This is a genomic window from Streptomyces sp. NPDC001493 (assembly GCF_053597235.1).
In genome coordinates this window covers 70070-81887 of record NZ_JBSFHV010000011.1, presented here as the reverse complement: position 1 = coordinate 81887, position 11818 = coordinate 70070, and the positions used below count along the sequence as shown (strand labels likewise).

Sequence of the window (11818 nt, the reverse complement as noted above, 5' to 3'; positions counted from 1 at the left end):
TCCACACCATGGCTATCTTCCTCACCAAGGACAGCAAGGTCATCGTCCAGGGGATGACCGGCGCCACGGGCATGAAGCACACCAAGCTCATGCTGGCCGACGGCACCAACATCGTCGGTGGCGTGAACCCGCGCAAGGCCGGCACGACCGTCGACTTCGACGGCACCGAGGTTCCGGTCTTCGGCTCCGTCGCCGAGGCGATGGAGAAGACGGGCGCCGACGTGTCCGTGCTCTTCGTGCCGCCGGCCTTCGCGAAGGCCGCCGTCGTCGAGGCGATCGACGCCGAGATCCCCCTCGCCGTCGTCATCACCGAGGGCATCGCCGTCCACGACTCCGCCGCCTTCTGGGCGTACGCGGGCTCGAAGGGCAACAAGACCCGGATCATCGGCCCGAACTGCCCGGGTCTGATCACCCCCGGCCAGTCCAACGCCGGCATCATCCCGGGCGACATCACCAAGCCCGGCCGCATCGGTCTCGTGTCCAAGTCCGGCACGCTGACCTACCAGATGATGTACGAGCTCCGTGACATCGGCTTCTCCTCCGCCGTCGGCATCGGTGGCGACCCGGTCATCGGTACGACGCACATCGACGCCCTCGCGGCGTTCGAGGCGGACCCCGAGACCGACCTCATCGTCATGATCGGTGAGATCGGTGGCGACGCCGAGGAGCGTGCCGCCGACTTCATCGCGAAGAACGTCACGAAGCCGGTCGTCGGCTACGTCGCGGGCTTCACCGCGCCCGAGGGCAAGACCATGGGCCACGCGGGCGCCATCGTCTCCGGCTCCTCCGGCACCGCCGCCGCGAAGAAGGAGGCCCTCGAGGCCGCCGGCGTGAAGGTCGGCAAGACGCCGACCGAGACCGCCAAGCTGGCGCGCGAGATCCTCGGCGCCTGATCACGGTCACCGCGACGGCCCCGCCGCCGCACCCCGTGTGAACGCGTCACAACGGCGCGGGCCCGTACCCCTGGCACCAGGGGTACGGGCCCGCGCCGTTTCCGTACGGCCCCGCCGGTTGGGCCGGTGGACCGGCGGACGTCAGTGGATCAGTGGCACCAGGCGTTCCGGGCCGTGGGTGAGCTCCTCGCGGAGTGACTGCTGGAGTTCCAGGTCCTGCTCGGTCAGGTGCTGCGGGCCGCCGCGCGGGGGTACGCCCCCGACGCGCTGGGCGGGGGAGAGGGGTTCCTCGTACCGGGTCGGCGCGGTGTGCAGGGTGAAGGCGGTCGCGCCGATGAGCAGGGCGGCGAAGGCGATGGCCGCCCTGGTCCAGAGCTGGGCCTTGCGCTCGCTCCCGGCGCGTACGGCCTTCGGGGCGGGCAGGGCCGGCGGCGGTTCGAGGGCGGCCAGGGAGTGGAGCCGCTCGCGCAACCGGTCGGAGAGCTCCGTGGACGACGGGGCCTCGGCCAGTTCGGGCAGCCGCTCGGCGAGGGTGGCCCGCGCGTTGACCAGCCGCCCGGCGGCGGCCGGAGTGCTCGCCTCCGTCTCGGCCGCCGTCTCCGGCAGGTCGAGCCCGACCCCGTCGTAGAGCAGCACCGTCCGGCGGGAGGACGGCGGCAGCGCGAGAAACGCCTCCAGCAGCGCCCGCCGCTCCGGATCGGCGGGGGGCGCGTCCGGATGGCGGTGGGCGCGGCGCACCCGGTGCCAGGGCGACAGCGCGTACTCGTGAGCGGCGGCCCGCACCCACCCCGCCGGATCCCGGTCCACGGCGACTTCCGGCCACCGCTCCCACGCCGTGTGGAACGCGCGCTCCACGGACTCCTGGGAGAGGTTCCGGCGCCCCGTCAGCAGATAGGCCTGGCCGACCAGTCCGGGGGCGGTCCGCTGGTAGAGCGCGTCGAACGCCCCCTCCGGGGTCGGCCCCGGAGGCACGTCGGGCACGTCGGACGTGTCGGAGGTATCGGAGGTATCGGATGTGTCGAGCGCGTCGGACGCGTCGGGATCGGGTGGATCGGGTGGATCGGGCGGATCGGGTACGGGCGCGGCCTCGTCCGGAGCGGTGGCCGGGGCGGACCCGCCCGTCACCGCCTCGGCCGACTCCGACTCCGACTCCGTGGCCGTGGCCGGTTCCGGGCTGCGGCCGCGCGACCGGGCCGAGGAGCCCCGGCGGGCGGGGCGCTGGTCGGCGTACCCGATGAGCTGGGCGTACGCCGCGCGTTTGCGTCCTTGCGGGGCCGTACGTCCGGACTCCCAGGACCGGACGGTGGCCGGGGTGACGCCGACCGCGGAGGCCACCTGTTCCTCGCTCAGTGACTTCGCCTCACGCAGCCGCCGCCGCTCCTTGGGGGAGGGCAGCGGGACGTCGGCGGTGTCGGTCGTACTCTCCGTCACGGATGGACCCCCGTAGCACTACACCGGGTGAAAAAGTACATAAACGTATATTGGGCGACACGGCGCCCGTTCGCCCGTTACACGGAATCAGCGCGTGTCGTTGGCAGCATGGCGGGCGTGACCCAAGTGACCGATCGCAGCCCGATGTTGTCCTCCGGACGCGGCAGGGCCGCCGCCCTGGCCTCCGCACTCCTGCGCGGAGCGATCGCGGCCGGACTCGGTCTCGGCACGCTCACCGTCCTGCTGATGGGACTGTGGATCAGCTCGCCGTACTCCGACGCCGGACCCGGCCGGGCGGTCCGCACGGCGGCGGCCCTGTGGCTGCTCTCGCACGGTGCCGAACTCGTCAGGACGGACACCCTCAGCCACATCCCCGCCCCGGTGGCGACCGTCCCGCTGCTGCTGATGGTGCTCCCCGTGTGGCTGCTGCACCGGGCCGCCCGCGACGCGCTGGAGGCGGCGGACCCCGTGGGCCCGGTGGACACGATGGCGGACCGGCCGCCGTCGGCCGCCGCCGTCTGCTGCGCGGTGGTGACCGGCTACCTGCTGGTGGTGGCGGGGGCGGTGGCCTTCGTACGGTCGGCTCCGCTCCGCGTGGATTCGGCCACGTTGGCGTTCCCCCTGGTGGCCGTCGTGGCGGGCGCGGCGGCGGCCGGGGTGTGGACGGCGTCAGGCCGGCCGTTGGGCGCCACCCCGTCCTGGGCGCCGCTGCGGGTCCAGGAAGCGGTGGCCCGTACCCTCTTCCGCGACCGGGCCGAGGCGGCGACCCGGTCGGCGGTGGCGGGGATCGCGGTGCTGCTCGGCGGCGGCGCGCTGCTCGTCGCGATCGGGCTCGTACGGAACAGGACCGCGACAGAGGAATCGTTCCTGGCGCTCGCCGACGAGGTGTCCGGGCAGGTCGCCGTCCTGCTGCTCGCGCTGGCGCTGGTGCCGAACGCGGCGGTGTGGGCGGCGTCGTACGGACTCGGGCCCGGCTTCTCGCTCGGCACGACGGCCACGGTCGCCCCCCTCGGTTTCCACGGGGACCCCGCGCTGCCCGGGTTCCCGCTGCTGGCCGCCCTGCCGGACCCGGGCCCCGGAACGGTGGTGAACGGAGCGACCGGAGTGGTCCCGCTGATGGCGGCCGTCGCCGTCGCCTGGTTCACCGTACGGAGAGCGGCTCCGTCCTGCGGAACCCCCGAGGACGCCTGGAGTCCGGGGGAGACCGCGCTGGTCACGGCGCTCGCCGCACTCGGCTGCGGCGCGGGCACGGCCGCCCTCGCCGCCCTCTCCGGCGGGCCGATGGGCACCCGGGCACTGGCCGAGTTCGGCCCGGTCTGGTGGCTGACCGGCGCCGCCGCCGCGATCTGGACCGTCGTGCTCGGAGTGCCCCTCGCGCTGCTGATGCGGACCTGGCGCCTGCGGGAACGGGCCTGGGGCTGGCGGTGGGAGACGGCCGACGACACCCGGATGGCGGGGCTCACGGGAGCGGGAGCGGGAGCGGGAGCGGCGAGGGTGGTGCCCGGGGCGGCCGCGGTGCCGGAGCGGCGGGCATGGTCGGCGCGCGGCCTCGGCTCCTGGCGGACCGGGACGGGCTCCCCGGACCGGGGCCCCGAGGAACCCACCGGGGAATCCATCGGGGTGTCCACCGGGGCACCGTCCGCTCACCCGTCCGTGCGGCCGACTGAGGACGAGGGGGCGGGAGACGTCCGCGCCTGGTGGAGTCCGCTCCTCCCCCGGCGGAAGTCCGAGGCGCCGGACGCCGGGACCGCCCCGGCCCGGCCGGCACCTGCTCCGCCGGAATCCGCGCGCTCGGCGGCGGCGGAGGCGGCTACGGACGCGGTGGTTCCCGCAGCCCCGGAGCGCCATGCGGCCGCGACTGCCGGTCCCGTGCCGGGCGGTCCCGTGCCGGGCGGTCCCGTGCCCGCCGGTACGCCCGTCCCTGCGGGTCCCGTGCTTGCCGGTTCGCCCGTCGCGGGGCCCGCCGTCCCCGTCGAACCGGGTGGAGAGCAGTACGACTTTCTGCCCAGGTCGGAGCCCGCGAGCCGGCCCGAGACGGAGGCCCCTCGGCCCGAGACGGAGGCCCTCCGGCCGGGGGAGGACACGCGCCCGACGGCGGACGGCGCGGCAACCTGAGGCTGCCGCGCCATCGCGCCGGTCGGGTACTGCTGGTGTGCGGTGCTGCTGTCCGTACGGGTGGGGCTGTCCGCAGGAGGACCGCCGTCCGCCCGGGGACCGCCGACCGTACGGGTACTGCGGTCGGTACGGGTACTGCGGTCGGTACGGTCAGCTCGCCGTGCAGGTGACTGTTGGCCAGGTCCAGGAGCCGTTGGCCTGGATCGTCACGCCCCAGTTGTTGCCGCTGCCGTTCGGTTTCGCGACGAGCTGTTGGGCGCTCGGGTAGCTGGCGCCGATGTTCCAGGTGGAGAGGACCTTCTCGGGCGACGGCACGTTCATCGTCACGGTCCAGTTGCTGGAGCCGCTGACCGAGACGTTGAGGTTGTAGCGGTCGCTCCACTTGTCCCCGGCGGAGAGCGTCGCGGTGCAGCCGCTGCTCGTGCCGCCACCGCCGGTGCTCCCGCCGCCGGTGCTGCCGCCGGTGCCGTCGAGCGTGATGTTGGAGTTACCGCTGCTCTGGTAGCCCTCGGTGGCGAGCACCATGTAGTGGTTGAACGTACCCAGGGTCATGCCCTTGCTCGCCCAGGCGTCGAAGTGGTTGCCGGTGGTGATGGCGCCGCCGGTCCTCTTGGACTGCCGGACGCTCCAGTACTGCTGGAACGTCTTGTTGTCCCCCTCGATCGACGGGGCGTTGGTCCGGGTCGTCTGGTAGATGTCGTACGTGCCGCCGTCGGTGGTCACCGTGCCCTTGAAGGTCCCGGTGGGCCGGTAGGTGCCCCAGTTGTCGACGACGTAGTACTCGACGAGCGGGTTGCTGGTCCACCCGTAAAGGGACAGATAGGCATTGCCCGACGGGTTGAAGGTGCCGGTGTAGTTCACCGTGCGGCGTCCGCCGTTGCTCCATCCCTTGCCGGCGACGAAGTTGCCGACATTGCTCCAGTTGGTGCTGTAATTCCCGCCGGAGCCGAGGTTCATGGAGACCGATCCGCCACCGTCGGACCAGTACGAGTAGTAATAGCCGTTGTTGGTGCCGGTCTGGTTCGTGTTGATCGTCGTGTCGGCGTTGGCGGTTCCCGGCAGGATCAGCGCGGTCGCTGCCGCAGCCAGGGCGAAGGCCCGCCCGAGGAGCCGGAAGCGGCCGAGACCGCGGCTCCTCGAACGAGTGGTGCCTTCCTTCGTGAACATGCTTCCTCCTTGTGCGGACTGGCCGGAGGCCAGGTGGCGGAAGACCTCCCCGGACCGGATGTGTCATGGACGCGTCAGGAGGTGGGTCGTGTCGGAGTAGGGGCCGGCACGGCTGGGTGGTGCGTTCCTGAAGCGGCCGGAGCCGGTGGGGCGGGTCGTGCGGGTGCCTCACATCGACAGCCTGTGAGGTCTGTCAGCGACGTCAGTGTTGATTCGGCGCTCTGGAGTGTCAATGGTTTCGGCACGCATCGCGAAAAACTTTTTTGAACCGGGAGAGATGGGGGAAGGTGTTCTCCCAGCTCAGTGCGAGTGTCGTCCGGGATTGCGTGATCGGGGTTTAGGGAATCTCTGGATCCGAGAAGTGATAAAGGGTCGTGGAAGGGTCAGGAATTCGAAACATTTCGAAAGTTTTTCGATCGCGCAAAGGTGTTTCGGTGAATGCGTCCGAGGGGGTATCCGAGCGGTGGCGGTGGTCGTGTGCGGTGTGCGGCTCGCGGGGGGTGCGCCCCGGCTCGGCGCGCCGGGGCGTGGCTGGATTTCGCCCCCTGGGCCGCCCCATGCGAACGGCCCGGCTCCTGGGGCAGGAGCCGGGCCGTGTTCCGTACGCGGAGCCGGTCGGTCGGTCAGCCGGTGAAGGCCGGTCCGCGACGGTCAGTTCTTGACGCCGAAGACCGGTTCGAGGGGGTCGGGCAGGAGGTCGTTGCAGGCCAGTGCGCTGGCACGGGTCAGGGCGTCGTCCACGCAGGTGTAGTAGTCGCGGTAGACCAGCTCGACCGTGAACGTTCCGGCCACCATCACCAGCGCCAGCAGCGCGGTCACCAGGCCGCTGACCGCCGCCGTGGTCTGCGGCTTGCCGCCGGTCCCCGGCACCGGCCGTCCGGGCTGTCCGCCCGGCGCCACGGAACCCGGCGCCACGGAACCGGGCGGTACGGAACCCGGCGCCACGGAACCCGGCGCCACGGAACCCGGCGCCACGGAACCGGGCGGTACGGAACCCGGCGCGGGCTGCCCGACCGGGGCGCCGGCGGGCGTCGGGGCTCCGGCGTCGGGGGTCGCTCCGGTCCGGCCGGAACTCGCCGTACCGTCGGCCGGGGCCGGCGGCTTCGGGTCCGCGCGCAGCGAGCTGATCGCCCAGTAGGTGCCGAGCGCGCCGAGCAGCAGGGCGATCTCCGGGAAGCCGAACAGCACGAAGAAGAAGGCCCACATGCCGCTGAGTACCGCGTAGCGGGCGCGGCGCTGGGCGGGGTCGGTGGGGTCCCACCGCATGCCGCCCCGGCCGCCTCCGGGCTGCTCCGGGCCGCCGCCCGCGCCGGGGCGTCGGCCGAACTCGCCGTTCTCCCGGCCCGGCTGCCGGTCGCTCCACTGGCTGCCCCAGACCGGGCGCCCGTCCGAGGGGCCGGGGCCGTTCCCGTCGCCCGGGCCGGTGCCGTCGCCCCGGCCGCTCTGGGCCGAGGGGTGGCGGGGGCGCCAGGGCTGGTCGGGCCGCCCCTCCGGGGGCGCCGCGAACGGGTTGTCGTCGGTGGGCCCGCCGGCGCCGGGGGCGCCCTGCCCGCCGGACCCGCCCGGGGCGTCCGACGTACCCGGGGCTCCCGAGGTGCCCGACGTACCCGAGCCGTCGGTGGAACCGGTGGAACCGGGCTGCCGCTCCCGCAGCAGGAGCGCGGTCGGCGCGGTCGGCGACACCGTCGGGGCGCCCTCGGTCAGCGGTGAGAGGCGGGGAAGGCGCGGAAGGCGCGAAAGGTGCGATGGCTGGAAAGGGCGGGAGTCGGTGCGGCGGCGTCGGTCCGGCATGTGGTGAACGTCTTCCCCATCTCGTCGTTTCCGCCCGTCGGACGGTTCGCGTCCCCTGACGCTACCTCCCGGCCACGCCCCCGTCCCGTGGGGGCCGAAGGGTGTGCCGGTATCGTTGCCGACGACCGGTCCGTTCGTAGGGTCCCCCGTACCCGAGGGTGATCTTCCTTCGTAGGACCGCACAAAGAGTTCGTCCAGCACCAAGAGATCCGCCCGCACGTCGCAGGCGCGTCACCACGCGAGAAAGGGCCCGTCCGTGGCCTCGCCCACCTCCGCCGTTCCGGCCCGTCCCGCTGCTCCGGCCCGTCTGGTCGTCCTGGTCTCCGGTTCCGGTACGAACCTCCAGGCCCTGCTCGACGCCATCGACGCCGACCCCGAGGGGTACGGCGCACGCGTCGTCGCGGTCGGTGCCGACCGCGAGGGCATCGTCGGCCTGGAGCGTGCCGAGCGTGCCGGCATCCCCACCTTCGTGTGCAAGGTGAAGGACCACGCCACCCGTCAGGAGTGGGACGCCGCGCTGGCCGCCGCCACCGCCGCGCACCGGCCGGATCTCGTCGTCTCGGCCGGTTTCATGAAGATCGTGGGCAAGGAGTTCCTGGCCGCGTTCGGTGGCCGGTTCGTCAACACCCACCCCGCCCTGCTCCCCAGCTTCCCCGGCGCCCACGGAGTGCGTGACGCGCTCGCGTACGGCGTGAAGGTCACGGGGTGCACCGTCCACTTCGTCGACGACGGTGTCGACACCGGTCCGATCATCGCGCAGGGCGTGGTCGAGGTGACCGAAGAGGACACCCCGGAGGGCGAAGCAGCTCTCCATGAACGCATCAAGGAAGTCGAGCGCAAGCTGCTCGTCGAGGCCGTGGGGCGGATCGCCCGTGACGGCCATCGCATTGAGGGACGAAAGGTTCATCTCGGTCATGTCGGTGAATAAGCCCATCCGCCGCGCCCTGGTCAGTGTCTACGACAAGACGGGGCTGGAAGACCTCGCCCGCGGTCTGCACGAGGCGGGCGTCGAGCTCGTCTCGACCGGCTCCACCGCCGGAAAGATCGCCGCCGCCGGAGTCCCGGTCACCAAGGTCGAGGAGCTCACCGGCTTCCCCGAGTGCCTCGACGGCCGCGTGAAGACCCTCCACCCGCGCGTGCACGCCGGCATCCTCGCCGACCTGCGCCTGGACGCCCACCGCGAGCAGCTCGCCGAGCTGGGCGTGGAGCCCTTCGACCTGGTGGTCGTCAACCTGTACCCGTTCAAGGAGACCGTCGCCTCCGGCGCCTCCGACGACGAGTGCGTCGAGCAGATCGACATCGGCGGTCCGTCGATGGTCCGCGCCGCGGCCAAGAACCACCCGTCCGTGGCCGTCGTCACCAGCCCCGAGCGGTACGCCGACGTCCTCGCCGCGGTGAAGGCCGGCGGCTTCGACCTGACCGCCCGCAAGCGGCTCGCCGCCGAGGCCTTCCAGCACACCGCCGCCTACGACGTGGCCGTGGCCTCCTGGTTCGCCGCCGACTACGCCGCCGCGGACGACTCCGGCTTCCCCGACTTCTTCGGTGCCACGTACGAGCGCTCCAACGTGCTGCGCTACGGCGAGAACCCGCACCAGCCCGCGGCCCTGTACACCTCCGGCAGCGGCGGCCTCGCCGAGGCGGAGCAGCTGCACGGCAAGGAGATGTCCTACAACAACTACACGGACACCGACGCCGCGCGCCGGGCCGCGTACGACCACGCCGAGCCGTGCGTCGCGATCATCAAGCACGCCAACCCGTGCGGCATCGCCATCGCCGACGACGTGGCCGAGGCGCACCGCAAGGCGCACGCCTGCGACCCGCTCTCCGCGTTCGGCGGCGTCATCGCCGTCAACCGCCCGGTGACCGTCGAGATGGCCGAGCAGGTCGCCGAGATCTTCACCGAGGTCATCGTCGCCCCGGCGTACGAGGACGGCGCGGTCGAGGTCCTCGCCCGCAAGAAGAACATCCGCGTGCTGCGCTGCGAGGGCGCCCCGACCGCCCCGGTCGAGGTCAAGCCGATCGACGGCGGCGCGCTGCTCCAGGTCACCGACCGCCTCCAGGCCGACGGCGACGACCCGACCAACTGGACCCTCGCCACCGGTGACGCGCTCTCCGCCGACGAGCTGAAGGACCTCGCCTTCGCCTGGAAGGCGAGCCGCGCGGTCAAGTCCAACGCGATCCTGCTCGCCAAGGACGGCGCCTCGGTCGGCGTCGGCATGGGCCAGGTCAACCGCGTCGACTCCGCCAAGCTCGCCGTCGAGCGCGCGGGCGCCGAGCGGGCCCAGGGCTCGTACGCCGCCTCCGACGCCTTCTTCCCCTTCCCCGACGGTCTGGAGATCCTGACCGCCGCCGGGATCAAGGCCGTGGCCCAGCCGGGCGGTTCCGTCCGCGACGAGCTGGTGGTCGAGGCCGCGAAGAAGGCCGGCGTGACCATGTACTTCACCGGTACGCGCCACTTCTTCCACTGATCACGCGTGACGCGGCCAGGCGCTCCGGCACCTGGGCGTGACGGCCGTGCGGCCCGCCGGGACTTCCCGGCGGGCCGCACGCGTACCCGCCCGCGACCGCCGGTGAACGGGACGGAACCGGGGTCTCCCCGGGGCACCGGCTCTCTGTTCTAATGGATCGCTTGTCCGAAGGGGTGCGCCGGGCCGCGCGATCCCGGCGTGCGCGTGCACGACTCGAAGCGAACCGGTGGGTGAATGCATTGCGGATGGGGAAAGCCGCGCTCGGTCCGGGCGGCGACGAGCGGGGCCGTACCGGAAGCAGCTGGTCCGTCCCGGCACAGCAGGCACGCGGCGCGAACCCCGATCCGCACGGGGACGACCAGCCGCAGCCCGATCAGCCCGATCAGTCCGACCTCGGCGCATCCGCCTCCGAGGCGCTGCCCGCCCCTGAGGCGTCGCCCGGCCGCATTCCGCTGCGCCCGTACCTGATCGTCGGCGCGGCCCTCTGCGCCCTGTACTTCCTCTACTCGTACCTCCAGTACGCCCACTTCCACTCGCCCTCCTGGGACCTCGGCATCTTCGAGCAGGAGATACGGGCGTACGCCGGGTTCCACGCGCCGGTCGTCGACATCAAGGGCCCCGGCTACCTGATCCTCGGCGACCACTTCTCCCCGGCGCTGGCGCTGCTCGTCCCGGTCTACTGGATCTGGCCCTCCGCCGTCGCCCTGCTGCTGGCGCAGGCCGCCCTCTTCGCGCTCTCCGCCGTCATCGTGGGACGGACCGTCCAGCAGGTCCTCGGCGGCCGCTACGGCCCCTGGGTCGCGGTCGCGTACGGGCTCTCCTGGGGGCTCCAGGAGGCGGTGAAGTCCGACTTCCACGAGATCGCCCTCGCCGTCCCGCTGATCGCCCTCGTCTGCCAGGCGCTGCTCACCGAACGCTGGACGGCCGCCGTCCTCTGGGCCCTGCCGCTGGTCCTGGTCAAGGAGGACCTCGGCATCACCGTGGCCGCCGTCGGGCTCGTCCTCTTCGTCCTCGGACAGCGGTTCCAGGGCGCGCTGCTCGCCGTCACCGGCGTCTGCTCCTTCGTGCTCACCGTCTTCGTCCTCATACCGGCGGCCAGCAGCGCGGGTTCGTACGACTACTGGAAGAAGATCGACACCGACGGCCAACAGCACGTCTCCACGCTCGACGTGGTCCTCGGCGCGTTCAACTCCTCGGTGAAGATCGAGATGCTGGTCTTCCTCTTCGGCATCACCGCCTTCATGGCGCTCCGTTCACCGCTGGTGCTGCTCGTGCTGCCCACGCTCGGCTGGCGGCTGCTCTCCCGGGACGAGAACCACTGGGGCATGGTCTGGCACTACAGCGCCGTCCTCATGCCGATCGTCTTCCTCGCCATGGCGGACGGCATCCGCCGCAGCCGTACGTCACCGAGGCCCTGGCTCGCCTCCTTCGCGGGCGTCGTCGTTCCGGTGACCGTGGGCATCGCCTTCGCGATGACCCAGCACCTGCCGCTGCGCGAGCTGCTGCGCCCGGAGACCTACCGCGCCGACGCCGGGACGGACGCGGCGCGCGAGGCGATGGCGGCGATCCCGGTGGGCGTGCGCGTCGAGACCGACATCACCCTGATGGCGCACCTCACCGCCGACCGGACCGTCTACTGGATCGGCGGCGCCCCCGGCACCGCACCCGACATCGTCGCCTTCGACGTGGGCGCCGGCTGGGCCCGCTCCATCCAGGACCCGGCGGCGTACGCGGAACAGCTGCACCCGGAGGCGAGGTACCGGCTCAAGCTGCGCGCGGGGGGCCTCGTCGTGGTGGAGCGGACCTCGCCGGCCCCGGCCCTCGCGACCGGCTGAGCCCCCGGGCGGGGAGGCTCCACGGGGAACGCGCGGAGGCCGTGCCCACGAGTGCGGGCACGGCCTCCGGAGCGGGCGTGACGATCACCGCGGCCGAGGCCGGGGCCGGTACTGCCGG

The 11818-nt window shown here is 72.7% G+C and carries 8 protein-coding genes; 5 read left to right on the top strand and 3 right to left on the bottom strand.

The window, feature by feature from the left end:
* Positions 1 to 8: 8 nt before the first annotated feature.
* Entirely contained in the window at positions 9 to 893 is an 885-nt protein-coding gene (gene sucD / locus ACWCWD_RS17470) for a succinate--CoA ligase subunit alpha (RefSeq protein WP_266708217.1), read from the top strand.
* Positions 894 to 1034: 141 nt separating this feature from the next.
* Here the strand turns inward: sucD and ACWCWD_RS17465 are convergent, their stop codons facing one another.
* Positions 1035 to 2324 carry a helix-turn-helix domain-containing protein gene (locus ACWCWD_RS17465; protein ID WP_450773690.1) on the bottom strand — a complete coding sequence of 430 codons (1290 nt, stop codon included), beginning with the start codon at positions 2322 to 2324 and terminating at the stop codon, positions 1035 to 1037.
* A 108-nt stretch (positions 2325 to 2432) separates the two neighbouring features.
* Between ACWCWD_RS17465 and ACWCWD_RS17460 the strand changes: the two genes are divergently transcribed.
* Positions 2433 to 4439, top strand: a complete 2007-nt coding sequence (locus ACWCWD_RS17460) for a cell division protein PerM (protein WP_450773689.1) — start codon at positions 2433 to 2435, stop codon at positions 4437 to 4439.
* Between the two features lie 150 nt (positions 4440 to 4589).
* Here ACWCWD_RS17460 and ACWCWD_RS17455 read toward each other — a convergent pair whose 3' ends face one another.
* On the bottom strand, positions 4590 to 5606 hold the full coding sequence (locus ACWCWD_RS17455; protein ID WP_450773688.1) for a glycoside hydrolase family 11 protein: 1017 nt from the start codon (positions 5604 to 5606) through the stop codon (positions 4590 to 4592).
* Positions 5607 to 6257: 651 nt separating this feature from the next.
* Positions 6258 to 7397 carry a hypothetical protein gene (locus ACWCWD_RS17450; RefSeq protein ID WP_450773687.1) on the bottom strand — a complete coding sequence of 380 codons (1140 nt, stop codon included), beginning with the start codon at positions 7395 to 7397 and terminating at the stop codon, positions 6258 to 6260.
* A gap of 256 nt (positions 7398 to 7653) precedes the next feature.
* Between ACWCWD_RS17450 and purN the strand changes: the two genes are divergently transcribed.
* The 3 genes from purN to ACWCWD_RS17435 all read left to right on the top strand — a co-directional run bounded on the left by purN (position 7654) and on the right by ACWCWD_RS17435 (position 11700).
* A complete protein-coding gene (gene purN / locus ACWCWD_RS17445; RefSeq protein WP_450773686.1) occupies positions 7654 to 8325 on the top strand; it encodes a phosphoribosylglycinamide formyltransferase in 672 nt (223 codons plus the stop codon).
* Positions 8312 to 9865 carry a bifunctional phosphoribosylaminoimidazolecarboxamide formyltransferase/IMP cyclohydrolase gene (purH, locus tag ACWCWD_RS17440; RefSeq protein WP_450773685.1) on the top strand — a complete coding sequence of 518 codons (1554 nt, stop codon included), beginning with the start codon at positions 8312 to 8314 and terminating at the stop codon, positions 9863 to 9865. The genes purN and purH overlap by 14 nt, the downstream gene beginning before the upstream one ends.
* 245 nt (positions 9866 to 10110) lie before the next feature.
* Positions 10111 to 11700, top strand: coding sequence for a DUF2079 domain-containing protein (locus tag ACWCWD_RS17435; RefSeq protein ID WP_450773684.1), 1590 nt, complete (start codon positions 10111 to 10113; stop codon positions 11698 to 11700).
* Positions 11701 to 11818: the final 118 nt, after the last annotated feature.

Coding starts and splice junctions, on each gene's coding strand:
- ACWCWD_RS17455 (WP_450773688.1), bottom strand. CDS start 5,606: ATGTTCACGAAGGAAGGCACCACTCGTTCGAGGAGCCGCGGTCTCGGC.
- ACWCWD_RS17460 (WP_450773689.1), top strand. CDS start 2,433: ATGGCGGGCGTGACCCAAGTGACCGATCGCAGCCCGATGTTGTCCTCC.
- ACWCWD_RS17435 (WP_450773684.1), top strand. CDS start 10,111: ATGGGGAAAGCCGCGCTCGGTCCGGGCGGCGACGAGCGGGGCCGTACC.
- purH (WP_450773685.1), top strand. CDS start 8,312: ATGTCGGTGAATAAGCCCATCCGCCGCGCCCTGGTCAGTGTCTACGAC.
- sucD (WP_266708217.1), top strand. CDS start 9: ATGGCTATCTTCCTCACCAAGGACAGCAAGGTCATCGTCCAGGGGATG.
- ACWCWD_RS17450 (WP_450773687.1), bottom strand. CDS start 7,397: ATGCCGGACCGACGCCGCCGCACCGACTCCCGCCCTTTCCAGCCATCG.